Source organism: Psychromonas algarum (assembly GCF_004376845.1).
GTDB lineage: Bacteria > Pseudomonadota > Gammaproteobacteria > Enterobacterales > Psychromonadaceae > Psychromonas.
This window is the reverse complement of record NZ_SNUW01000015.1, coordinates 19,521-43,307: the sequence shown is the minus strand read 5'-3', so window position 1 is coordinate 43,307 and position 23,787 is coordinate 19,521. Positions and strand designations below refer to the sequence as shown.

At 35.0% G+C, this 23,787-nt stretch carries 29 protein-coding genes, 4 tRNA genes and 1 rRNA gene; 25 read left to right on the top strand and 9 right to left on the bottom strand.

Annotation, left to right across the window (positions count from 1 at the left end):
* Nucleotides 1-213 precede the first annotated feature (213 nt).
* Nucleotides 214-329, top strand: a 5S ribosomal RNA gene (gene rrf, locus E2R68_RS12725).
* Nucleotides 330-694: 365 nt separating this feature from the next.
* Here the strand turns inward: rrf and E2R68_RS13925 are convergent.
* The gene (locus tag E2R68_RS13925; protein ID WP_166738857.1) at nt 695-1,144 is read right to left on the bottom strand and encodes a helix-turn-helix domain-containing protein; all 450 of its coding nucleotides are present in this window, start codon (nt 1,142-1,144) and stop codon (nt 695-697) included.
* Between the two features lie 189 nt (nt 1,145-1,333).
* On the opposite strand from E2R68_RS13925, the gene E2R68_RS12715 reads away from it, so the two are divergent.
* Nucleotides 1,334-1,531, top strand: coding sequence for a DUF4250 domain-containing protein (locus tag E2R68_RS12715; protein WP_134278059.1), 198 nt, complete (start codon nt 1,334-1,336; stop codon nt 1,529-1,531).
* 5 nt (nt 1,532-1,536) lie between these two features.
* Here E2R68_RS12715 and E2R68_RS12710 read toward each other — a convergent pair.
* The 3 genes from E2R68_RS12710 to rrtA all read right to left on the bottom strand — a co-directional run bounded on the left by E2R68_RS12710 (nt 1,537) and on the right by rrtA (nt 2,972).
* A tRNA-Arg gene (locus E2R68_RS12710) sits at nt 1,537-1,612 on the bottom strand.
* A 32-nt stretch (nt 1,613-1,644) separates the two neighbouring features.
* Nucleotides 1,645-2,337: a flagella basal body P-ring formation protein FlgA gene (locus tag E2R68_RS12705; RefSeq protein WP_134278058.1), complete on the bottom strand. Its 693-nt coding sequence runs from the start codon at nt 2,335-2,337 to the stop codon at nt 1,645-1,647.
* Nucleotides 2,338-2,393: 56 nt separating this feature from the next.
* On the bottom strand, nt 2,394-2,972 hold the full coding sequence (rrtA, locus tag E2R68_RS12700; RefSeq protein WP_134278057.1) for a rhombosortase: 579 nt from the start codon (nt 2,970-2,972) through the stop codon (nt 2,394-2,396).
* 26 nt (nt 2,973-2,998) lie between these two features.
* Here rrtA and E2R68_RS12695 point away from each other — a divergent pair, with 26 nt between their 5' ends.
* The 3 genes from E2R68_RS12695 to E2R68_RS12685 all read left to right on the top strand — a co-directional run bounded on the left by E2R68_RS12695 (nt 2,999) and on the right by E2R68_RS12685 (nt 4,466).
* A complete protein-coding gene (locus E2R68_RS12695; RefSeq protein ID WP_243834684.1) occupies nt 2,999-3,619 on the top strand; it encodes a tRNA-uridine aminocarboxypropyltransferase in 621 nt (206 codons plus the stop codon).
* Nucleotides 3,619-4,035, top strand: a complete 417-nt coding sequence (gene arfB / locus E2R68_RS12690; RefSeq protein WP_134278056.1) for an alternative ribosome rescue aminoacyl-tRNA hydrolase ArfB — start codon at nt 3,619-3,621, stop codon at nt 4,033-4,035. The genes E2R68_RS12695 and arfB overlap by 1 nt, the downstream gene beginning before the upstream one ends.
* Before the next feature lie 131 nt (nt 4,036-4,166).
* Nucleotides 4,167-4,466, top strand: a complete 300-nt coding sequence (locus E2R68_RS12685) for a hypothetical protein (protein ID WP_134278055.1) — start codon at nt 4,167-4,169, stop codon at nt 4,464-4,466.
* A gap of 81 nt (nt 4,467-4,547) precedes the next feature.
* On the opposite strand, the gene E2R68_RS12680 is transcribed toward E2R68_RS12685, so the two are convergent.
* A complete protein-coding gene (locus tag E2R68_RS12680; protein WP_134278054.1) occupies nt 4,548-5,186 on the bottom strand; it encodes a carbonic anhydrase in 639 nt (212 codons plus the stop codon).
* Between the two features lie 106 nt (nt 5,187-5,292).
* On the opposite strand from E2R68_RS12680, the gene E2R68_RS12675 reads away from it, so the two are divergent.
* The 20 genes from E2R68_RS12675 to E2R68_RS12580 all read left to right on the top strand — a co-directional run bounded on the left by E2R68_RS12675 (nt 5,293) and on the right by E2R68_RS12580 (nt 20,667).
* Nucleotides 5,293-6,243: a LysR family transcriptional regulator gene (locus E2R68_RS12675; RefSeq protein WP_134278053.1), complete on the top strand. Its 951-nt coding sequence runs from the start codon at nt 5,293-5,295 to the stop codon at nt 6,241-6,243.
* An 81-nt stretch (nt 6,244-6,324) separates the two neighbouring features.
* Nucleotides 6,325-6,846, top strand: coding sequence for a crossover junction endodeoxyribonuclease RuvC (gene ruvC, locus E2R68_RS12670; protein ID WP_134278052.1), 522 nt, complete (start codon nt 6,325-6,327; stop codon nt 6,844-6,846).
* 83 nt (nt 6,847-6,929) lie between these two features.
* A complete protein-coding gene (gene rarD, locus E2R68_RS12665; protein ID WP_134278051.1) occupies nt 6,930-7,832 on the top strand; it encodes an EamA family transporter RarD in 903 nt (300 codons plus the stop codon).
* Between the two features lie 118 nt (nt 7,833-7,950).
* The gene (gene ruvA / locus E2R68_RS12660) at nt 7,951-8,574 is read left to right on the top strand and encodes a Holliday junction branch migration protein RuvA (protein ID WP_134278050.1); all 624 of its coding nucleotides are present in this window, start codon (nt 7,951-7,953) and stop codon (nt 8,572-8,574) included.
* A 44-nt stretch (nt 8,575-8,618) separates the two neighbouring features.
* Nucleotides 8,619-9,626, top strand: coding sequence for a Holliday junction branch migration DNA helicase RuvB (ruvB, locus tag E2R68_RS12655; protein WP_134278049.1), 1,008 nt, complete (start codon nt 8,619-8,621; stop codon nt 9,624-9,626).
* Nucleotides 9,627-10,135: 509 nt separating this feature from the next.
* Entirely contained in the window at nt 10,136-11,695 is a 1,560-nt protein-coding gene (locus tag E2R68_RS12650) for a cytochrome ubiquinol oxidase subunit I (RefSeq protein WP_134278048.1), read from the top strand.
* A gap of 9 nt (nt 11,696-11,704) precedes the next feature.
* A complete protein-coding gene (cydB, locus tag E2R68_RS12645) occupies nt 11,705-12,844 on the top strand; it encodes a cytochrome d ubiquinol oxidase subunit II (protein WP_134278047.1) in 1,140 nt (379 codons plus the stop codon).
* A gap of 14 nt (nt 12,845-12,858) precedes the next feature.
* Nucleotides 12,859-12,990, top strand: coding sequence for a cytochrome bd-I oxidase subunit CydX (gene cydX, locus E2R68_RS12640; protein ID WP_134278046.1), 132 nt, complete (start codon nt 12,859-12,861; stop codon nt 12,988-12,990).
* A 258-nt stretch (nt 12,991-13,248) separates the two neighbouring features.
* On the top strand, nt 13,249-13,653 hold the full coding sequence (ybgC, locus tag E2R68_RS12635; RefSeq protein WP_134278045.1) for a tol-pal system-associated acyl-CoA thioesterase: 405 nt from the start codon (nt 13,249-13,251) through the stop codon (nt 13,651-13,653).
* Nucleotides 13,643-14,326, top strand: a complete 684-nt coding sequence (gene tolQ, locus E2R68_RS12630; RefSeq protein ID WP_134278044.1) for a protein TolQ — start codon at nt 13,643-13,645, stop codon at nt 14,324-14,326. Before ybgC ends, tolQ begins: the two co-directional genes overlap by 11 nt.
* A gap of 1 nt (nt 14,327) precedes the next feature.
* Nucleotides 14,328-14,759: a protein TolR gene (tolR, locus tag E2R68_RS12625; protein WP_134278043.1), complete on the top strand. Its 432-nt coding sequence runs from the start codon at nt 14,328-14,330 to the stop codon at nt 14,757-14,759.
* The gene (tolA, locus tag E2R68_RS12620) at nt 14,760-15,713 is read left to right on the top strand and encodes a cell envelope integrity protein TolA (protein WP_134278042.1); all 954 of its coding nucleotides are present in this window, start codon (nt 14,760-14,762) and stop codon (nt 15,711-15,713) included.
* A gap of 9 nt (nt 15,714-15,722) precedes the next feature.
* Entirely contained in the window at nt 15,723-17,036 is a 1,314-nt protein-coding gene (tolB, locus tag E2R68_RS12615) for a Tol-Pal system beta propeller repeat protein TolB (RefSeq protein WP_134278041.1), read from the top strand.
* Nucleotides 17,037-17,072: 36 nt separating this feature from the next.
* On the top strand, nt 17,073-17,624 hold the full coding sequence (gene pal / locus E2R68_RS12610) for a peptidoglycan-associated lipoprotein Pal (protein ID WP_134278040.1): 552 nt from the start codon (nt 17,073-17,075) through the stop codon (nt 17,622-17,624).
* A gap of 40 nt (nt 17,625-17,664) precedes the next feature.
* A complete protein-coding gene (ybgF, locus tag E2R68_RS12605) occupies nt 17,665-18,375 on the top strand; it encodes a tol-pal system protein YbgF (protein ID WP_243834683.1) in 711 nt (236 codons plus the stop codon).
* 238 nt (nt 18,376-18,613) lie between these two features.
* Nucleotides 18,614-18,689 (top strand) — tRNA-Lys (locus E2R68_RS12600).
* Between the two features lie 52 nt (nt 18,690-18,741).
* Nucleotides 18,742-18,817, top strand: a tRNA-Lys gene (locus E2R68_RS12595).
* Nucleotides 18,818-18,869: 52 nt separating this feature from the next.
* A tRNA-Lys gene (locus E2R68_RS12590) sits at nt 18,870-18,945 on the top strand.
* 103 nt (nt 18,946-19,048) lie between these two features.
* Nucleotides 19,049-20,107, top strand: a complete 1,059-nt coding sequence (gene nadA, locus E2R68_RS12585) for a quinolinate synthase NadA (RefSeq protein WP_134278038.1) — start codon at nt 19,049-19,051, stop codon at nt 20,105-20,107.
* A 62-nt stretch (nt 20,108-20,169) separates the two neighbouring features.
* Nucleotides 20,170-20,667 (top strand): YehS family protein, encoded by a 498-nt coding sequence (locus E2R68_RS12580; protein ID WP_134278037.1) that lies wholly within the window; start codon nt 20,170-20,172, stop codon nt 20,665-20,667.
* A 74-nt stretch (nt 20,668-20,741) separates the two neighbouring features.
* On the opposite strand, the gene nth is transcribed toward E2R68_RS12580, so the two are convergent.
* Genes nth through rsxD form a run of 4 tightly spaced genes read right to left on the bottom strand, consistent with a single transcriptional unit; the run spans nt 20,742 to nt 23,786 of the window.
* Entirely contained in the window at nt 20,742-21,383 is a 642-nt protein-coding gene (gene nth, locus E2R68_RS12575; RefSeq protein WP_134278036.1) for an endonuclease III, read from the bottom strand.
* The gene (locus E2R68_RS12570; RefSeq protein ID WP_134278035.1) at nt 21,380-22,096 is read right to left on the bottom strand and encodes an electron transport complex subunit E; all 717 of its coding nucleotides are present in this window, start codon (nt 22,094-22,096) and stop codon (nt 21,380-21,382) included. The genes nth and E2R68_RS12570 overlap by 4 nt, the downstream gene beginning before the upstream one ends.
* Entirely contained in the window at nt 22,096-22,734 is a 639-nt protein-coding gene (gene rsxG / locus E2R68_RS12565; protein ID WP_243834682.1) for an electron transport complex subunit RsxG, read from the bottom strand. Before rsxG ends, E2R68_RS12570 begins: the two co-directional genes overlap by 1 nt.
* The gene (gene rsxD, locus E2R68_RS12560) at nt 22,731-23,786 is read right to left on the bottom strand and encodes an electron transport complex subunit RsxD (RefSeq protein ID WP_134278034.1); all 1,056 of its coding nucleotides are present in this window, start codon (nt 23,784-23,786) and stop codon (nt 22,731-22,733) included. The genes rsxG and rsxD overlap by 4 nt, the downstream gene beginning before the upstream one ends.
* Between the last annotated feature and the right edge of the window lies 1 nt (nt 23,787).

Below are 23,787 nucleotides of genomic sequence, written 5' to 3'. Positions count from 1 at the left end.
GTGTAAGTGCAGTAATGTATTGAGCTAACTTGTACTAATTACCCGTGAGGCTTAACCATACAACACCTAAGTAGTGTTGGTTTAGTTTAAAGTAAAAGATAATAATTTTTTATTTTAAAGTAAGATATTGTTTCCCAAGAAATAGAATGCTTGCGAAAGCATATTTACATAATTGATTACATGAACGACCAGCTTTTCTAATATATTTTTATGCTTGGCGACAATAGCGCTGTGGTACCACCTGATCCCATGCCGAACTCAGAAGTGAAACGCAGCTGCGCCGATGATAGTGTGGGGTCTCCCCATGTGAAAGTAGGTCATCGCCAAGCGCCTCATTAAATGAACCCTGTTGATTAATATCGACAGGGTTTTTTTATATCTGTTGATTTATGATGACCTACGCTGGAAGTAGGGGCGAATGATGCGTTAGCATCGGCTCATGAGCGGCCTAAGCTGTGGTGTCGCGACAGCTTTCCATCGACAAGCGCCTAATAGCCATTCCGTTAAATAAGTATGCGTATTTAAATTGCTGTTGCTTCACTGCTCGCCGACGATTACCTGTTGGCGCCCATAAATGAGTGGTTGTGTTTTGTTGACCGAATCTCGCTTCGTCTTGAACCCATATATCGACTCGATCTAGTGCTATATGAGCAGGGCTCTTAAGGATCGTTTTTATTTTTAATTTTTTTAAAAATTATTTTGTGCTTGTTTGTTTTGGGTGTTTAGAGCGAGACGTTATCCATGAAAATACCATTTTTTTGAGGAGATAATAAATGGAATCGGTGTGATATGTTTTATTAAACTCTGCTTCAATATACGCATGGATATCTGCACCAATGAGTCGTCCGCCTTTATCACTATATATTTTATCATTAATAAATTGAGAAAGTTGTTCCTGTTGTGAAACAGAGATAAATGCAGCGTGACCTGTTCGAGGCTTTTCTTTTAGTCTCTCAACGCCTTCATTTAATAAAATATTTACCCATTTATTAACACTTGTTCTGCTCACTTTAAGGAATTTTGAAATTTCTGTTCGTGACTTACCCTTTTGGAAGTGCGATAACGCAAGTAAACGCATTTTCATTTGTGGCGAAGTTTGAGCTCGAGAAAGTAATTTAAAATCAGTGCTATTTAGATCGTCCATTCTTCAGCATCTTTGTGATTAATAATAACTGCTATTAGCTCACATATTTAGTTAGATTGGTATTAGATACTGGGGCAAATTGAAAACTTAATTAATGGAATTGGTATTATTTTAAACCATAAAATTTAGTGTTTATGTAAAATATGTATATTATGAACTAATTTTTTGAATTTCTTATTAAGGAAGAAAATGTTATCTAATTACAAAAATATTGATATAAGTATCCTTGTGAGCATTACTAATATGAAACTAAGAAATGAAGGACAAACTCTTGACGATTTTTGCATTCGTTACGAAATAGAAAAAGAAATTTTAGTAGAACGCTGCAATAAAAATAATTTCATTTACGATGAACAGCAAAGACAGTTTAAAATTTTTTCTAGGTAAAATGTTGGTCTCTCCACAGGGACTCGAACCCCGATCATCCGCTTAGGAGGCGGGTGCTCTATCCTGTTGAGCTATAGAGAGGCGTCATTATTATATGCTTATTAATGGCTGCCTTAAAAATAAATTTGTACTTCTTTTAATATATATACAGTACCTATTAGAATTTCTTGAGTTTTAACATTCAAAACTTCTATTTTGCTTCCTATTTTCCCATTATTTAATGCGACACCGGGTATTTTAATTGCAATGCCATTTTTATTTGCAGTGATTGTTACGTTATCATTCTGACATACATAATAATTATGTTTGGCAGCGGTGGTTTTGTTAAAGAGTTTGGGATTATGAGACTTGTCATTATTATTTAATTTTGAAGCATCTTTATAAATAAATTCAGGATCTCCAATATTGATTGGCTCTTTTTTGCTGAGACTTGGGCCAATTCCTAACGGTATTGTTGGATTGACTGCTACACGAATATAAATATCCCATCGTTTTGTATCTGGGCAAGAAACTTTAACTGAGGTATGTTGTTTTATTTTATTACTTATAATACTTCCTCGTAAGGGTTTTGGGCACTTCTCAAGCATTATATTCTTGGCTATAGGCATTGCTTTGATGTTTAACTTTTGCTCCCCGATTAATTCAAAAAGTTCTTGATACTTATTAAAAACGACTTGCTCCGAAAACTGTTCAACTTGTTTTGAGTAATTTGAATCAGCAAAACTATATGAAGAGCTGACAGATAATATTATTAAAAAAAATACAAACAACCTAATTACTCCAAGTATTATATTAATAGGTCTCATTCCTGAGTCCTATGGTTCATTGATCTAAATTTGTTTTAAAAACGCTGCTTTCTTGTTTATTTCTGAAAGCGATAATATTTATTTTTAGCCAATAAAAATAAAAAGTAAATTATGCCTGCTATTGCACCATATAAATGAGCATCGATTGAGACGTTCGCTAATATTAATAATTCAGTACTGTGCATCGGTCCAATTAATTGTTCAATTAACAATTTTAATAATAAGCCGATACCTAGAATATACCCCCATTTATTATTTTTCTGTAATTCATCACATACTCCAATGGAAAACAAGGCATGTAGGATCCCAGATAGACCCATATACCATTCAATGGATGGGTTAAATATAAATAAGCATATACTGATAAACAGGCTGCTAAATAATGATGACATTAATAAAGATTTATTTTTAAAAGAATCAATAAACAAACTGATAGTAACTAACAAGCCAACACTATTAAGTATTAAATGAGATAGGTTAGTATGGCAAATGTGCCCTGTGATCAAACGCCATAACTGTCCATTTTCAATGCCGCTGTGATAATATGCCAACCATTGATTGGTTTGTGGTTGTAAAAAATAAAGTAATACACTTAGCGTTAAAAGAGACGTGGTATCAATAATTACAGCACGCATTTACAGAACCTTAATGAAGTTGAGAGATGATGAGTAAAAGAGCTGTTTGTCGTAAGTGTAATAAAGCATTGGCCGCATGTATATGCAGTTCAATTTGTGAGCTTAATAATCAACATTTTTTACATATTTTACAAGACCCTAGTGAGCAAAATAAAGCAATTGGCACCGCTCGAATTTTAAATTTATCCTTATCAAAGGTTAAATTATCGATTGGAGATACTTTTGATCCATCTGAATTTAATTTAGATAATAGTTTTTTAGTCTTTCCTGGTGAACAAGCCTATTCTATTGACTATTTACAGTCAAACAAGCAAATCAATGAGCAAACACAATTCATATTACTGGATGGTAGTTGGAAAAAAGCTTATAAGCTATTAATGACGAATCCGTTTTTACAGGATTTACCTAAAGTTTCGATTAATTCAATAAATAAAAGTAAATATAGAATTCGAAAATCGCCTAGAGAAGATGGTCTATCAACAGTGGAAGCTGGGTATTACCTGTTATCAGAATTAGAAAAAGATTTTGATAAATTTACTCCTTTATTAGATGTATTCAATAAGATGATTGATTTTCAAATAGCGAATATGCCTGAGGGTATTTATAACAAACACTATTTAAAAACGATTAATACGGAGAGTAAATAATGTCATTGCAAATATCCGCTGGTGTAGAAATTGCTGATTGGCAATTACAGTTAACCGCCATTCGCTCTCAAGGAGCAGGCGGTCAAAATGTGAATAAGGTTAATTCTGCGATTCACCTTCGTTTTGATATAAAGAGCTCTACGTTACCTGATTTTTACAAACAACGATTATTAGCATTGTCAGATAGCCGTATAACAGAAGATGGGGTAATTGTTTTAAAAGCGCAGGTTCATCGAACACAAGAAAAAAATAGAGATGAAGCTTTAGAACGATTGAAAGAATTAATTTTGAAAGCTGTAAAAATTCAAAAATCAAGAAAAGCAACACAACCTTCTCGTAATGCTAAAAAACGGCGAGTAGATGAAAAAAAACGCAGAGGTAATAATAAATTACTTCGTGGGAAGGTATTTGATTAATTCAAAGCAATTATTTTAGACAAGATAAATAGCAAAAATTAACTTATATTTAGCAAGTTTATCTAATGTCACAAATCTGCCACAAAGTGCTGTTAGTTTATTTTTAAATTATTAATTGAAGGGGATGTACGATGTCGTTAATGGGATTCTATGCCGTCCGTAATGAAGAAACAGAAGAAGAATATACGTTAGATGCAGATGATTTTATTTGGGAAGATGCGAACCAATCTGGGGAGCAATATCGATTTATTCATGTAGGGACTGATGACTTACCTGAAGTTATTGCAACATTTGATGTGGACTCAGAGGAGTTTAATATACAACTTCCTACCGATTTTGAAGAACTAGAAGATGGTTTATATATTAATGTTTCTGGTGATGAATATGATTCTGATAGCGAGTATGGTTATGATCAAGGATATGATGATTAAATACTTTTGACTCTCTAGATATACCTTAATAAAGAGCAAATTGATTGCTCTTTATTAAGATAAAAATAATAAAGTAGAAATTTATTTGCTTATACGAACAAATTTTCCAGTTTTAGCATCCATTGCACATAACTCAGAGCTATTAAGGTCATAGCGCCAACCATGTAGTCTTAATTTACCAGAATCAACTCTTTCTTTTACCCAAGGGAAGGTCATTAAATTATTTAATGAGTGTTGAATTCCTTTCTGTTCGCAGCAGTTATTACGACTAAGTTCATCTTTTAATGTTGTATCTGCAATTATTTCGTCACGTACACCTTCTAGCTGTAACATCCATTTTGAAATAAAGCTTTTGTCGATTTTTTTACCATCAGTATCCATTAATGCTTTGATTCCACCACATTGTGTATGACCTAAAACAATAATGCTTTCTACTTCTAGTCCTGTAACTGCAAATTCTAATGCTGCACTGGTACCATGAAAGTTATCTGTGTCTTCACAAGGCGGTACTAGGTTTGCAACATTTCGTATGACAAATAAGTCACCCGGTTCACAATCTAATATAAGTGTTGGCTCTACTCTTGAGTCAGAACAGCTGACTATGGCAATTTTAGGGAATTGACCTTCTTTGGCTAATTTAGATAATTTCGTTTTATTATCTTGATAATAACCTTCTCGAAATCGTTGGTAACCAGCAATTAATTTATCAGTAGCGGCCATGGAGTTTTCCTTATTATTGACATTGACTAGATAATAGAGGATAAATTGTATTAATAAAAATTAATATAATTTATTTTTACTATAAATAAAGGTTAATGGTATATAGATGCGTGCCACATTACATCAATTAAAAGTTTTCCGACAAGTCGCCATTGCTATGAATTATACTAAAGCGGCTGATAAATTAGGTTTGTCACAACCTGCTGTTAGTATTCAATTAAAGCAGTTAGAAAACAATTTAGATATTTTTTTATTTGAAAAAATAGGGAAAACACTTTATCTAACACCTGCAGGAAAGGAGTTAAAATTATTTTGCGATGATCTTTTTATTCGCTTTGACAATATTGATATGACGTTAAGTGGTTTAAAAGGAGAGTTGGTAGGAGATTTTTGTTTGTCTGCTGTAACAAGTGCTAAGTATTTTACACCACATTTACTAGGGGCTTTTCATAAGCTTCATCCAAAAGTTAATTTTCATCTTGATATTGTTAACCGGGAACAAATAATCCAACGCCTGCAAGAAAACAAAGATGACCTAGTGATTATGGGATTAATTCCAGAGAGTATGAATTTAGCTAAGTATCCATTTGTAGATAATCCAATTATCCTTATTGCCAGTCCACAACATGTATTAGCAAAACGCAAGAATATTCCATTAGCAGAGTTAGCTGATCATGCCTTTATACATCGAGAAAAAGGGTCTGGTACTCGTAAAGCCTTTGAGGAAATATTAGCTGCAAACAATATACATTTAAAAGTAAATATGACCTTAGGTAATAGTGAAACAATTAAACAAGCTGTGATGGCTGATTTAGGCATTTCTGCCGTTTCTCGCCATAGTGTTTCACTAGAGTTAGCAACAAATACATTAGTTGAATTACAAGTTGAAAACTTTCCATTAGTGAGAAGTTGGTATCTTGTCCATCATGAAAGTAAGCACCTTTCACCCATTGCGAGTGCTTTTATTGATTTTGTTTTATCGGCAGAAGAAAATGTACCTGCATTGTGTAATCGCTTTTTAGAGCATCACTTCGTTGCAAAAAATATATCTTCTTGAGATTTTAATAGATATTTTTGCTGTGTTAAGTCACCATGATGACTTTATATTTATCCTTTCAAAAATAAGATCAGGCTTTATTTGAGTATTATATTAGGTATTGACCCAGGCTCTCGAATCACTGGGTATGGCGTTATTCAACAAAAAGGTAACCAATGTATTTATTTGGCTAGTGGTTGTATCCGTACCAAAGGTGATACGTTAGCACCAAAGTTAAATATGATCTTTAATGGTATAGCTGAAATAATCCAACAATATAAACCTTCTGAATTTGCTATTGAGCAAGTTTTCATGGCTAAAAACCCTGATTCAGCACTAAAGCTAGGTCAAGCGCGGGGAGCTGCAATAGTTGCTGCAACTCAATCTGATTTATATGTTTGTGAATATTCTGCACGACAAATAAAGCAAGCAGTTGTCGGTACTGGAGCGGCAACAAAAGAACAAGTACAATCAATGGTGATGCAAATTCTTAATTTATCAGGGCGACCTCAAGCTGATGCTGCTGATGGATTAGCCGTCGCAATTTGTCATGCACATACTGCTCAATCACTTGTTGCAATGGCAGGGCAAGTAAAAAAAACGGTACGAGGACGTTTCCGGTAATTTTTTACTGTTTTAATATTTTTATTAACTTCAAACTTTTATCCCTCATGGATGAGTCTTAATCGTTATCTTATTGAGACAAAATGAATAAATTATCAGATTCACAGATAGGAATTATCTATGCTTTAGGCGCTTATTTAATATGGGGATTTGCGCCTATTTACTTTAAGCATTTAGAATTTATCCCGGTTTATGAAATTTTAGCGCATCGAGTTATTTGGTCTGTTGTCGTGACGGCATTATTAATTACTTATTTGCAGCATTGGCAGGATGTGTTGCAAGTTTGTAGAACGGCTAAAAGCTTGCTGTTATTGACCGTTACATCATTATTAATTAGTTGTAACTGGATGGTTTTTATTTGGGCTATTAACAATGAAAAAATGTTAGAAGCTAGTTTAGGCTATTTTATCAATCCAATAGTGAGCGTTATATTAGGGTTAGTTTTTTTAAGTGAACGTTTATCTCGATTAAAATGGCTAGCAATATTCTTAGCGTTTATTGGTGTGGTCGTTCAAGCTTGGCAGCTTGGTGAGTTACCTTGGGTCTCTTTAGTTTTACCTGTCAGTTTTGCTTTTTATGGATTATTACGTAAAAAAGTTAAAGTTAAAGCGATCACTGGCTTGTTTATTGAAACCATGATCGTGCTGCCCGTAGCTATTTTTTATTTAGCCTTTATGACACATAGTGAAACATCTAATTTATTTAATAATATGTTATCACTCAATCTATGGTTAATGCTTGCAGGTGTAGTTACTGCATTACCGTTAATCTTTTTTGGTCAAGCAGCACTTCGTTTGCCTCTTTCTACTTTGGGTTTCTTTCAGTATCTAGCTCCTTCGCTATTATTTATATTTGCAGTCCTTGTTTATGGTGAACCTATTTCATTAATTAAGATATTTACATTTGCATGTATTTGGCTGGGAATATTAGTATTTGTTTTTGAAAGTAAAATTATAAAATGGTTTAAATCACCCACCTTTAAATAAAACGTATAAATTTTTTTATTATTCAATCCCGTTAAATAATACTGGATATTTAGTCAGTTGTTTTTTATGCTTATCATTATTAAATAATTGTTAATTTATCGATTAAGCAGGGAATAATATGATTGGATTATTACGTGGAATTTTATTGGAAAAACAACCCCCTGAAATTTTATTAGACGTGTCCGGTGTGGGTTACGAGATTCAATTGCCAATGAGCTCTTTTTATCCTTTGCCTGCAGTGGGCGAAGAGGCAATTGTTTACACTCATTTTGTGGTTCGTGAAGATGCTCAATTGTTATATGGTTTTGCGGATAAACATGAGAGAGCAATGTTCCGTGAATTAATTAAAGTAAATGGGGTTGGTCCTAAATTAGCTTTAGCTATTTTATCAGGTATGTCCGCTAATCAATTTGTACAATGCATTAATAATGATGCGGTTAGCACTTTGGTTAAGTTGCCAGGAGTTGGTAAAAAAACAGCTGAGCGTTTAGTGGTTGAAATGAAAGATCGTTTGAAAAATTGGGGGGGATCTGATTTATTAACTCCTGAATCAGATAGATTATCTTTAACCAATGACTTTGAAAATACATTTGTTAGTGGCAATGCTAAAGATGAAGCAATCAGCGCTTTGATTGCATTAGGTTATAAGCCAGCTATTGCTGAAAAAACAATTCAACAAGTTTATCAAGATGGGATGGATTGTGAGGCCCTTATTCGTAGTTCTCTGAAGAATATGATGTAGAGTAAAATGTTCGTTTGTTATCTTAGTAATTAATAGAGAAATTCATGATTGAAGAAGATCGCCTTATTTCAGGTACACAGAAAATTGATGACAATGTAATTGATAGAGCAATTCGTCCTAAACTATTGGCAGATTATGAAGGGCAGCCTCAAGTTAATGCTCAGATGGAAATCTTTATTGAAGCTGCTCGTCAACGCGATGAAGCTCTTGATCATTTACTCATATTTGGACCTCCTGGATTAGGTAAAACTACCTTATCCCATATTGTGGCAAATGAATTAGAAGTAAATATTAAAACTACTTCTGGTCCTATCTTAGAAAAAGCGGGTGATTTAGCTGCCTTGTTAACTAATTTGGAAGAAAATGATGTGTTATTTATTGATGAAATACATCGTTTAAGTCCTATTGTTGAAGAGATACTTTACCCTGCTATGGAGGATTACCAACTTGATATTATGATTGGGGAAGGGCCAGCGGCTCGCTCTATTAAACTTGACTTACCTCCTTTCACTTTAATTGGCGCCACTACTCGAGCTGGTTCGTTAACTTCTCCTTTACGAGATCGTTTTGGTATTGTGCAGCGGTTAGAATATTACGATTTAAAATCCTTAACCAAAATTGTTATGCGCAGTGCATTACATTTAGAGTTGACCATGGATGAGTCTGGTGCAATTGAAGTTGCTCGCCGTTCTCGTGGTACACCGCGTATTGCAAACAGATTATTACGTCGAGTACGTGATTATGCACAAGTTAAAAAGGCTGCTGTTATCAATAATGGAATTGCTCAACAAGCATTAGACATGTTAGAAGTTGATAATGAAGGTTTTGATTATATGGATCGCAAGCTACTAATGGCTATTTTAGATACTTTTCAAGGTGGACCTGTTGGTTTAGATAATTTGGCTGCGGCCATTGGTGAAGAAAAAGAAACCATAGAAGATGTATTAGAGCCTTACTTAATACAACAAGGTTTTTTACAACGTACTCCTCGTGGACGTATCGCAACCAATCGTACATATCTTCATTTCGGGTTTGATAAACCTTCAATTTAACTTTTTAAAATTTTTGGGTTCAAAGAATAAGCATATTACTTTTCATTGTTATTAATTGATGACTTTATGAGATATGCTTTCCACCATTATTAAACCTTATAAAAAATGCAGTTATATCTGTTTCTGCTCTTATTTAAGCTTGATCTGGATCAACAGAAACAGTATAAATAAATCCCTTTAGCAAATCAGCTTCTAATGTAAAACAGGTGTTAACGGAACACCTTATTTGTCTGCCTTTGTAATAATAAATTAACAAAATCGTTTATTTATTAACCTTTGGTAGATGCCTTAAATAAAAAGTAATAATAATAATAATTAAAAACTTTCTTTCGTGGATCAACTTTCTACTTCCTCGGATAGAGGAGGTTTTTTGTACAAATTATCAAAGCTATTATTTACCGTTAAATATTCTGTATTTGATTATAAAACAGAAGAATAAAAATGTACTGAAGAACGATTTCACTTACTGCAATTTAATGCATGATTTTTTATAAGTTTAGGAGAACACAATGGACAATATTGTTGATTTATCGCGATTCCAATTTGCCATGACTGCGATGTATCACTTTTTATTTGTACCTTTAACCCTTGGTTTAGCTTGGATCTTAGTCATTATGGAATCTCTTTATGTGATGACAAATAAAGAGATCTATAAAGATATGACCAAATTTTGGGGCAAATTATTTGGTATTAATTTTGCGTTAGGAGTAACAACTGGCTTAACAATGGAGTTTCAGTTTGGTACTAACTGGGCATATTACTCTCATTATGTAGGGGATGTATTTGGTGCACCTTTAGCGATTGAAGGCATGATGGCATTCTTTTTAGAGTCCACTTTTGTTGGTTTATTTTTCTTTGGGTGGGATAGGCTTTCTAAAGTACAGCATTTAGGTGCCACATGTTTAGTTGCCTTCGGCTCAAGTATGTCTGCTTTATGGATCCTAGTTGCGAATGCTTGGATGCAAAATCCTGTCGGTGCTGAATTTAATTACGAAACCATGCGTATGGAAATGACAAGTTTTGCAGATGTTGTTTTTAATCCAGTTGCTCAGGTTAAATTTGTGCATACGGTTGCCTCTGGTTATGTAGCAGGTGCAATGTTTGTCTTGGCTATCAGTTCATATTATTTACTTAAAGGACGTGATATCGCTTTTGCAAAACGCTCATTTGCTATTGCTGCAGCTTTCGGTATTGCAGGTATTCTTTGTACTATCGTACTAGGTGATGAAAGTGGTTATGAAGTTGGTGATGTTCAAAAAGCTAAATTAGCAGCCATTGAATCAGAGTGGGATACTCAAGAAGCTCCTGCATCATTCACGCTAATAGGCTTCCCTAATCAAGAAGAGCAACGAACTGATTATGCCGTTAAAATTCCTTATGCTTTAGGGATTATTGCAACACGATCATTAGATGAAGAAGTGACAGGATTAAAAGATTTACTTGCAGAGCATGAGGTTCGTATCCGTAATGGTATGGTCGCTTATGGGTTGCTTAATAAATTAAGGAATGGTGATAAAACACCTGAAAATATTGCCGCTTTTGATGCTTCCAAAATAGATTTAGGTTATGGCCTGTTATTGAAAAAATACACAGACAATGTAACTGATGCTACAGATGAGCAAATTAAAATGGCTGTAGATGACAGCATTCCTAGCGTAGCTCCTATGTTCTGGTCATTCAGGATAATGGTTGGTTCAGGTATCTTCATGTTATTTGTTTTCTTGTTTGCATTCTATCAATCAGCTAGAAATCGTATCGGAGAAAATAAATTATTTAGCCGAATATGCCTTTATAGCTTACCGCTCCCTTGGATTGCAATTGAAGCTGGATGGTTTGTAGCTGAGTATGGTCGTCAGCCATGGGCGATTGCTGAAATATTGCCTACTCATATGGGGGTGTCAACATTATCAATAGATCAGTTGATGTTCAGTATTATTTCTATTGCAGCTTTCTATACAGTGATATTAGCAATTGAAATGTTCTTGATGTTCCGTTTTGCACGTTTAGGTCCAAGTAGTTTAAAAACGGGTAAATATCATTTTGAACAACTTGAAAACAAACAAGGATAAGGATTAATTATGTTTGATTATGAAACGTTAAAATTAATTTGGTGGGTACTAATTTGCGTATTGCTAATTGGATTTGTTATCACTGATGGATTTGATATGGGAGTGGGTGCTTTACTTCCCGTTATCGGAAAAACAGATGAAGAACGTCGTATAATGATCAATACCATTGCGCCACACTGGGAAGGTAACCAAGTCTGGTTAGTACTTGCTGCGGGTGCTATTTTTGCTGCTTGGCCGACTGTTTATGCTACTGCATTCTCTGGTTTCTATGTGGCAATGATGTTGACCTTATTTGCATTATTCTTTAGACCTGTTGGCTTTGATTATCGTAGTAAAATGGCCGATACCCGTTGGAGAACAAGCTGGGATTGGGGGATATTTATTGGTAGTGCTATTCCTCCTATTATTTTTGGCGTGGCATTTGCAAATTTATTACAAGGTGTACCGTTTACACTAGATGAATTTTTACGTTCATCTTACCAAGGTGGGATCATTGATTTATTGAATCCATTTGCTTTGTTAGTTGGTGTGTTTAGCTTGATGTTATTTGTATTACAAGGCTCGACTTGGCTACAAATGAAAACAGAAGGGGCGCTAAAAGAAAGAGCTCGCAAAGTAAGTTTAATTGCTGCACCTGTTGTGTGTGCTTTGTTTGCAATTGCAGGTATATGGCTAGCGAAAGGGATTGATGGTTATGTATTAACTTCTGTTATTGATACAAATGGACCTTCAAACCCACTATTAAAAACGGCTGTATTACAATCTGGCGCTTGGCTTACCAATTATGATACGTACCCGATAACAATGGTTGCTCCTGCATTAGGCTTAACATTTCCTTTATTGGCTTGGTTTGCAAGTAAAAAGGATTGTAATGCAGCTGCGTTTGTTAGCAGTAGTATTGCTATTCTAGGTGTGTTACTTACTTGTGCTTTTAGTATGTTTCCTTTCATTATGCCATCGAGCCTTGATCCAAGCGCAAGTTTAACTTTATGGGATGCTGTTTCTAGTGAATTTACTTTAAATATAATGACGATTGCAGCTGTTATATTTTTACCTCTCATTCTGCTATATACAAGTTGGGCTTATTTCAAAATGTTTGGTCGAATCGGTAAAGCATTTATGACTAAATATAAACATTCAGCATATTAATAAAGGAGTTAGTTATGTGGTATTTTGCATGGATTTTAGGTATTTTATTAGCTTGCTCATTAGGCATCATCAATGGCTTGTGGTTAGAACAAGTAGAAGCAAATGAACTCGCTGATGAAGAAAATAAAAACAACTTAAAAGAATAATTAAATGTGCTAGTAAAAATAAGGTAATAACGTAATTTTCATTATTTAATTTTACTTTTTTATCTTATTTTTTATGGCGAATATTACTCTCTTTTGTTATTTTTATTTTTATATAAAAAAGCAATGATTGAATCAGTAAATAAAAAGGGGCAATGCTCCTTTTTTTTGTGATTACAAAGCAGCAATTACAAGCACTTTATCGACAATGATAAGTAGTTGTAGTAGCGTCTAGCTAACAATTAATAGATGGAAAGCAGAGTGTTAACGTCAACTTTACCTATTCGAATATATTATGAAGATACTGATGCTGGTGGTGTAGTTTACTATGCCAATTATTTAAAATTTTTTGAGCGAGGACGAACTGAGTTTTTACGTGAATTTAATATTCAACAAGATACTCTTCTAGCTAAAAAAATTGCTTTTATGGTTAAAAAAGTTGATATGGACTGCATCAAATCAGCTCTGTTTAATCAGCTATTAAGCGTTAATACAGAAGTCATTTCTCACCGTAAAGCTAGCCTGATGTTTAGTCAGAAAATTTTTAATGAAGCTGGGGAACTTCTTTGCCAGGCTGATACTCTAATCGCCTGTGTAAATTTAGACAAAATGAAACCAACCGCTATTCCAACTGAAATAATTGAGGTAATTACTCGTGCACGCTGATATGTCATTTTTAGGGTTATTCTTACAAGCTAGCTTGCTTGTAAAATCTGTTATGTTATTGCTCTTAGGCATGTCTATATATTCATGGACATTAATTTTTTCACGTTCAAAAATGCTTAATGCAGCTAAAAAATCATTGAGTCATTTTGAAGAACGTTTTTGGTCTGGCAATGATTTAAGTCGTTTATATAAAGAAACGGCAGCTCGTAGTGAAAGAGTAAATGGTGGAGAAAAAATATTTTATACTGGTTTTAAAGAGTATTCTCGTTTGTATCGTATGCCAGGGCGAAACGTAGAAAGTGTTATTGATGGCGCACATCGTTCGATGCGAGTGTCTTTATCAAGAGAAATGGATGAGTTAGAAAATGGTTTATCTACATTAGCAACCATTGGTTCTATTAGTCCTTATATTGGTTTGTTTGGAACCGTATGGGGGATTATGAATTCATTTATAGCATTAGGTGAAGTACAACAAGCAACATTAAGCATGGTTGCACCAGGTATAGCAGAAGCGCTAATTGCAACTGCGATGGGTTTATTCGCCGCAATTCCAGCGGTAATGGCTTATAACAAATTTTCTACTCAAGTTGGTCAATTAGAAACTTCGTACATTAATTTAATGGAAGAATTCACTTCTATATTACAGCGCCAAGCTATGACTGAGAGTAAGTAATATGCAGCATTCTTATCGATCTCCAAGACGTAAACGTGTGGTTGCTGAGATAAATGTTGTACCTTACATTGACGTAATGTTAGTACTGCTTATTATCTTTATGGTAACTGCCCCTTTAGTGACACAAGGTGTTAAAGTTGATTTGCCTCAGGCTGTTGCAGAGTCTCTACCGGAGGATACTAAACCACCTATTATTGCCTCAATCGATATCGATGGGCATTATTATCTTAATGTAGGAGAGAGTGGCGATACACCGCTTAATGCAGATGAAATGGCCTCTTTGGTTGAAGCTCAATTGACGCTTGATCCAAGTGCTCAATTTATTGTTAAAGGTGATGGAGATGTTAATTATAAAACAGTTGTAAAATTGATGGTTTTATTACAACAAGCAGGTGTCCCTTCACTTGGTTTAATGACTGAGCCTGATGAATAAATGAAAAAAAGTCCAAATCTAATTGCATTTATTATTGCCTTATCTTTACACCTTCTTATCGGTGTAGTTTTACTGATGAGTGTTGAATTTTCTTTGCCTAAAGAAAATCCTAAAGAAGCAGTCTCTATTATTCATGCTTCTGTCGTAAGCCAACAAATGTACGATGACTTAGCTCAGCGTCAATTAGATGCAAAGCGAGAAGAACAACGTAAAAAAGATAATGCTCGTAAAGCAATAGAAAGAAAAAAAGCAGAACAAAAGCGTAAAGAGGCTCTAATTCAAAAGCAAAAAGAAGATCGGATTAAAGCTGAACGTGCAGAAAAAATACGTCAGCAAAAAGAAGCAAAACGTATTGAGGCTGAAAAAATTAAAGCAGCTAAAGCATTACAAGAGAAGAAAAAGGCAAATGAGGCAGCTAAAGCTAAAAAAGCAAAGGAATTAAAACAAAAGCAGGAAGCTGAGAAAAAAGCCTTAGCTAAACAAAAAGAAGCTGAAAAAATTAAAGCTGCAAAAATAAAAGCAGAAAAACTAGCTAAAGAAAAAGCGGCAAAAGAAGCTAAAATTAAAGCAGCAAAAGCCGCTGCAGCTGAAAAAGAGCGTTTAAGACAAGCTGAATTAGATGCGCAAATGGATGCTGAATTTTCTGATGTGTTTTCAAATGCTAGAAGTGCTCAACAGCTATCTGAAATTGCTAAGTATGAAGCCCTAATTCGTGGAAAAATTAGCCGTAATTGGAAAGTTGACCCGAGTATGAGAGGTAAAAGCTGTACTCTAGGTATCCGCTTAGCACCTGATGGCTTGGTATTAAGTGCGAAGATGAGTCGTGGAGATAAACAACTATGTAGCTCTGCTCGTCGTGCTGCATTACAAGCTAAAACGTTACCTATTCCTAGGGATCCTGAAATTGCGCCTAAATTTCGAGATTTCGACATTACATTAGAGCCAGAACTATAAGGATATTCCATGCTTGCTCGTTTTATCATGATATTAATGCTGATCACAGTTTCAAGCACTGCATCAGCCCGTTTAGAAATATTAATAACAGAAGGTGTTAATAGTGCTCGTCCAATAGCCGTTGTTCCTTTTAAGTGGCTTGGTAAGGGGAAAAAGCCTAAAAATTTCGCAGATATTGTTGCTGCTGATTTACAGCGTAGTGGAAAATTTAGCCCTTTATCAATTGATAAAATGCCAATCACTCCTTCAAACAGTAAAAATATTGATTATGCTGCTTGGGCAAAATTAGGTATCGAAGCCATTGTGATGGGAGAAGTTAAGCCAGATACAACGGCAGGGAAGTATGTGGTTACTTTTGAGTTATTAGATGTACTCACTGGTAATGTGAATATGGCGGATTTTAGTCCGGTGATGGATAAACGTCGTAGTACTGTTTCAACAAGACAATTACGTCAGTATGCTCATCGTATTAGCGATATCGTTTACGAAAAATTAACCGGTGAAAAAGGCGCATTTCTAACTCGTATCGCTTATGTCACAGTGGATATGAAAAGTACTCATCCTTATCAATTACGAATATCAGATTATGATGGAGAAGGGGAAAAGCTCGTCTTACGTTCTAAACAACCTTTAATGTCACCATCTTGGTCTCCTGACGGGCGTAAGTTAGCTTATGTTAGTTTTGAAAAAGGCCGCTCTCAAATTTTTGTTCAAGATATTTATACTCAAAAACGTGATTTAATTACTTCTTTTCCTAAAATTAATGGTTCTCCAGCTTGGTCTCCTGATGGAAAGCAACTAGCATTAGTTTTATCAAAAGATGGGCAACCAGAGATTTATACCATTAATGTTGCAAGCAAAGCATTGAAAAGACTAACTCGAAATAGGGTGATTGATACAGAACCAAGTTGGACACCTGATGGAAAGTCTATTATCTTTTCTTCAGCACGTGGTGGAAGACCTCAAATTTATCAAATATCGCTCACAACTGGTAAAACAAAACGCCTTACTTGGGAAGGTGAAATGAATTTAGGTGGAACAATTACCCCTGATGGTGATAGTCTTGTTATGGTAAGTCGTCAAAATGGGAATTATATGATTGCAGTTCAAGATCTTGATTCTGGAGAGTTAAGAACATTAACAAAAACGCAATTAGATGAATCACCAAGTATTGCTCCTAATGGCAGTATGATAATTTACAGCACTGTTTATCAAGGTAAGCAAGGTTTAGCATTAGTCTCAATGGATGGGCGTTTTAAGGCGAATATCCCTGCGAGTAACGGTGAAGTTAAGTCACCAGCATGGTCTCCATTTTTACAATAATTTTAATTTAAACGTACTAAGAAATAAGGAAATAAAATGAACCTTTCAATGATTTCAAAAAGCCTATTGATTGCACTACCAATGTTAGCGCTAAGTGCTTGTAGTTCAAATACGGATGCAGATGCTGCATCTGCAGAGAACAATGGTTCAGCACCTGCTGCTGAAACAACTCAAGCATCTAATGACGGTGTAGAAACAAATGCTGTTGAGGCTGTTGAACTAACTCCGGAAGAGCAGTTAGCAGAGAAATACTCTAATGCAATCTTAGAAACAACGATCAACTTTGAATTTGATCAATCTTTAATTAAGCCTGAATATGCAAAAATTCTAGATGCGCATGCTAAGTACTTAGTGGATAACCCTGACAAATCGATTACTATCGAAGGTCATACAGATGAAAAAGGTACACCTGAGTACAATATCGCTCTAGGTGAACGTCGTGGTTTAGCTGTTTCAACATATCTAGAAAATATGGGTGTTGCTGCAAGCCAGCTTACAGTAGTAAGTTACGGTGAAGAAAAACCTGTCAACCATGGTCACGATGAATCAGCTTGGTCTGAAAACCGTCGTGCTGAATTAGTTTACTAATTTATCTATGGGTAAATATACAACTACAGCGGCCATTCTTATGGCCGCTTTAATTTCTGCTCCTCTCTATGCTGCTGCACCGGTATCGGATGCAACTATTAATACTGCAAGTAATGCTGAGTTATTATCTCGTATAGATGAATTAACTCGCGTAATGACGATCCGCAATAAAATGCAAATTCGTTTCCAATCGCAAGTTGATCAACTTGGCCAAGAGATTAATGAAATTAATGGTTCAATTGAAGTATTTAATAATCGATTGGATCAAATAGAAGATCGTCAACGTAACTTATATCAAATGTTAGATGAACGTCAGCAAGCTCCTGCGGCTGCACCTACTAGTGTCGCTACAAATGAAGGCTTGGCAGGTGGAGAAGGCGATGACAAATCTGCATATCAACAAGCTGTTAATTTAGTACTTAATGATAAACAATACCAACAGGCAATTACTGCTTTTGAAGCCTTTGTTGTCGATCATCCAAGTTCAAGTTATGTTCCTAATGCGCAATATTGGTTAGGGCAGCTTTTATATAAAGAGAAAAAAAGAAATGAAGCGAGAGCTGCATTCTTAGTTGTCATTGAAAAATTCCCTGACTCAAACAAACGAGCTGACTCATTACTTAAAATTGGTATTATTGATGAGTATTCAGGTGCAATAGATTCAGCAAAATCTTTTTATCAAAAAACAATTACAGAGTACCCAAGCACTTCTGCTGCAGATTTAGCCGCTAAGCGTTTGAAAGTACTTTAAGAGTGATAAAGTTAAAAATAATAGCGCTTAAATTCTATTTTGTTTAATTTCTCAGCAGATGAATTTAAAAGTAGTAGTTTTTTGTTGCGCTATTAAAATATTTCTATATTATACGCCGCAGTTGAGAACGACATGCGTCACAGTTAGTTTGTTAACTCGACTAAACAAGCTCAGTTGGTAGAGCTTTAATTTACTTTGAAAGTAAATTAAAATTAAAACCATCCATATAGTTATATATGGGCCGTTAGCTCAGTTGGTAGAGCAGTGGACTTTTAATCCATTTGTCGAAGGTTCAAATCCTTCACGGCCCACCACTTTCTATATACTCAGTTGGTAGAGTAAAACCATATCCATATAGATATATATGGGCCGTTAGCTCAGTTGGTAGAGCAGTGGACTTTTAATCCATTTGTCGAAGGTTCAAATCCTTCACGGCCCACCACTTTCTATATACTCAGTTGGTAGAGTAAAACCATATCCATATAGATATATATGGGCCGTTAGCTCAGTTGGTAGAGCAGTGGACTTTTAATCCATTTGTCGAAGGTTCAAATCCTTCACGGCCCACCACTTCTTATTAAACTCCCTTTTTAATACCTTAAAATATTTCATTACAATTTATGTTTTGAATTGTTATAATCTGCACCCATTTTTCTATATCTAAGAGTTAAGAATGAGCACACTATCACCAATTATAGGTTCTGATTATCCTTTCCCAGGTAAACCTGTTGAATTATCTGAACAGGAAAAAATTGATTACAAAGCTAAAATCAAAAAACTACTTGTTGAAAAAGATGCAGTACTCGTTGCTCATTATTATACGGATCCAGAAATTCAAGCTTTAGCAGAAGAAACGGGTGGATATGTTTCTGATTCACTGGATATGGCTCGTTTTGGACGAGATCATCCGGCTAAAACATTGATTATTGCTGGTGTACGTTTTATGGGTGAAACTGCGAAGATATTAACACCTTTTAAAACTGTTTTGATGCCAGAGCTAGAAGCAACTTGTTCATTAGACGTAGGTTGCCCTGTTGATGAGTTCTCTGCCTTTTGTGATCAACACCCAGATAGAGCTGTCGTTGTTTATGCAAACACTTCTGCTGCAGTTAAAGCGCGTGCTGATTGGGTTGTTACTTCAAGTATTGCCTTAGAAATCGTAGAGCATCTTGATAGTGAAGGAAAAAAAATAATTTGGGGACCTGATCGCCATTTAGGAAGTTACATAGAGAGAGAAACTAAGGCTGATATGATCATGTGGCAAGGTGATTGTATTGTGCATGATGAATTTAAAGCTAGTGCATTACGTGATATGAAAGCGATTCATCCCGATGCAGCTATTTTGGTGCACCCAGAATCTCCTGAAAGCGTTGTAAAACTAGCTGATGCAGTTGGTTCAACAAGCCAGTTGATTAAAGCGGCTCAAACACTCCCTAATAAAAAATTAATCGTGGCGACTGATACTGGTATTTTCTATAAAATGCAGCAAGCTTGTCCAGATAAAGAAATGATGCCCGCTCCTACTGCAGGTAATGGTGCAACATGTCGTAGTTGTGCACATTGTCCTTGGATGGCAATGAATGGCCTTAAAGCTATTTATAACGCATTAACAGATGCTTCAGGGCATGAAATAGATGTTGATGCAGATGTTGCAAAAGGAGCGCTTATCTCTTTAGATAGAATGCTAAACTTTGCAGCAGAACAACAGTTAAAAGTAAAAGGTAACGCGTAAGCGTTTTTATATTAAGTACTGTATGTAAACGGTGCTTATTTCACTCTATTTATTGAGAATATATGATCACTAATGATGTTTTACGTCGCGTTCGTTATGCGTTGCAATTAAATGATACAAAAATGTTAGCTATTTTTGCTTCTGTTGATAATGAAATTAATACTGATTTTTTACATAGTATTATGGAAAAAGAAGGTGAGGAAGGTTTTGTCTTCTGTCGAGATAGTTTGTTATCACTATTTTTAGATGGTTTAATTTATGAAAAACGTGGCCGTAAAGAAGGTGCTGTTCCTGTTGTTTTAGCACCTAAAGCTATTTTATCGAATAATGATATTTTACGTAAATTACGTATTGCTTTGAACTTCAAAGACGAAGATATGCTGAATGCATTAGCATTAGCTAACTTTCCTGTATCTAAAGCTGAATTATCAGCTTTATTTAGAAAGTCGGATCACCGTAACTTCAAACCTTGTGGTGACCAATTATTACGCCGTTTTATTGATGGGATCACTGTTCAATTCCGTGGAACTAAACCAAGTACTGATGCAGTTGAGGCTTAATAAGCTTTATTAAGTTCATTATTCTATATTGAAAACCGAGCAATGCTCGGTTTTTTTATGACAGTGAACTGATATTAATTTTCGTACTCTGTTTTTTCTTTGAACTCACATAAGTCTTCTATTAAGCATGATCCACAACGTGGTTTTCTTGCGACACAAGTATAACGTCCATGCAAGATTAGCCAATGATGCACATCGACTTTAAATTCAGCAGGCACTACTTTTAACAGTTTTTGCTCCACTTCATCGACATTCTTTCCCATTGCTAGCTTTGTTCGATTTGAAACGCGAAAAATATGTGTATCAACAGCAATCGTAGGCCAACCAAATGCGGTATTTAAAACAACATTAGCTGTTTTTCGGCCAACTCCTGGTAATGCAACCAAAGCTTCTCTATTTTCTGGCACTTCACTGTTATGTAAATCAATGAGCATTTTACAAGCTTTAATGACATTGTTGGCTTTGCTGTTATATAAACCAATTGTTTTGATATAGTTTTTTAAACCTTCAACTCCTAACGCGTAAATTGCTTCTGGCGTATTCGCGATAGGGAATAATTTATCTGTTGCTTTATTCACACTCACATCAGTAGCCTGTGCAGATAAAGTGACTGCAACGAGCAATTCAAAGGGGGAGCTAAAGTTTAGTTCCGTTTCTGGATGAGGATTATTATCTCTTAAACGACTTAAAATTTGTTTACGTTTTATTGTATTCATTTATCTGAAATCTTTTTATCAATGACATTTTTAATCGCAATAATTAGTCCCATGATTATAAATGCACCTGGAGGTAATGCTGCAAGTAAAAAGCTAGTGTCAGTGTTATAAACGGTCATAGTCATAAAACTAGCCCAATCACCTAATAAAGTTTCAATGCCATCGAATAGAGTACCTTGTGCTAACACTTCTCGTGTTGCACCTAATAAAATTAATACAGCAGTGAAACCAAGTCCCATCATTAATCCATCAAATGCAGAATGTTTAACATTATTTTTAGATGCAAATGCTTCTGCCCGACCGATAATCATGCAGTTGGTAACAATAAGTGGGATAAAAATACCAAGAGAAAGATATAGATGATATGTATATGCATTCATTAATAACTGAATACAGCTAACTAAGGAGGCAATGATCATAACAAAAACAGGAATACGAATTGCTTTAGGTACGTGATGTCTAATTAATGAAATCAAAACATTTGAGGCTATCACCACAAATAATGTTGCTAAACCTAAACCTAAAGCATTAGTTAGTGTGTTTGTAACAGCTAATAATGGACACAAACCTAGTAACTGTACGATCCCTGGGTTATTTTTCCATAAACCTTGAAAGCTTAATTCTTTATATATGCTTGCTGTATTCTTTTCTGTTAATGCTTGATCTGTATTTTCAGTTGCTATTTCAGAATGAGACTCAGTTTGTTGTTTCATTATTTCTCTCCACAATTTGGCTGAGTATTAAATAATTCCGTTTTATGTTTTTGGAAATAGATAAGTGTATCTCTTACTGCGTGAGTGACTGCTCTAGGTGTGATCGTTGCACCGGTAAATGCATCAAAACTACCACCATCTTTTTTCACTTCCCACTTACTTTTCTTGGCTTGCTCATATTTTTTACCTGCAAAAGATAAAATCCAATTGGATTTATTGGTTTGAATCTTATCACCAAGGCCAGGTGTTTCAGTGTGACTATTGACTCGAACACCCGCGATAACACCATTACTATATATACCAACGAGTAACTTTATTTCACCGGAGTAACCTTTAAATGTACTCGCTTGAATTAATGCCGCAACAGGTTGTTTATTCTTTGTGGCAATAAAAACCTCTTTAGGTTGGTCATCACCTAATAGTTGATCTTTATCTATAACATTGAAGCAGGTATTAATAATCTCATTATCGTATTGATCTGGTTGAATGACTTGATTGATATTTTTCTGAAGAGCTAGTTGCTCTTGTTCCAAAATCAGTGGCTGTGTTAATACATTAATAAATGCAATGGCGCCTGTACAAACAATTGCAAAAGCTCCTAATAAAAAAGCATTACGGCTGATAGCAGGTAACATCATGTACGTTTTCTCCCATAAGCCTTAGGTTTAGTGTAGTAATCTATTAATGGAACACACATATTCGCTAATAAAACTGCAAATGCCACAGCATCAGGGTATCCACCTACATTACGGATGATGATAACTAATAATGCACATAAGCTACCATAAATGATCCGTCCTTTGACGGTTGTACTAGCTGTTACTGGGTCAGTTAATATAAAGAAAGCCCCTAGCATAGTTGCCCCAGAAAATAGATGGTATAGAGGTGATGAATAAAGATCAGGATCGCTAGCAAATGCAATAAACGAGAAAATAGTGATTGCAGCAATAAAGCTAACTGGGATATACCATAAAATAATGCGTTTTTTTAATAAAAAGAGTCCGCCGGCTAAAAAGGCAAGGTTGACCCATTGACTACCTTGTAAGGAATCACTACTAAATAACGTAGTTTTAAGTGTTTCCGATATAGTTGAGCCGCTATGAATTGCATTACGGATTGTTTCTAAAGGTGTTGCAATGGAATAACCATCAATTGAAGTTTTTATTTGAGTGACTGTATAACCATCAATACTAAAACCAGTAAAAATTAAACTTAAAATATCATGGAATGAAACTGGAAAAGCTTGCATTGATTGAATGGGCAACCAAGCTGTCATCTGTACTGGAAAAGAAATCAATAATACAACGTAGCCAGCCATTGCAGGATTAAATATATTTTGCCCTAATCCGCCATAAAGATTTTTAACGATAAGAATCGCAAATAAAGTCCCTATAACAATGATCCACCATGGAGCTAGCGATGGAATTGATATTGCTAATAAAATAGCCGTAACAACTGCACTGTAATCTTTTAAGCTATTTAAAATAGGGCGCTTACGTAATTTTAAAAAAACAGATTCAGCAATAAGTGCTGTAAAAATAGCAAGTACGATTTGTACAAATATAGCTGAACCAAATAAATAGCTATGGACTAAAATACCTGGTACTAAAGCCAAAATAACAAGCTGCATTATTTCAGGTGTGCGTCGTTTTGTTTGTTGGTGAGGTGATGTAATATTAAAAAATGCCATT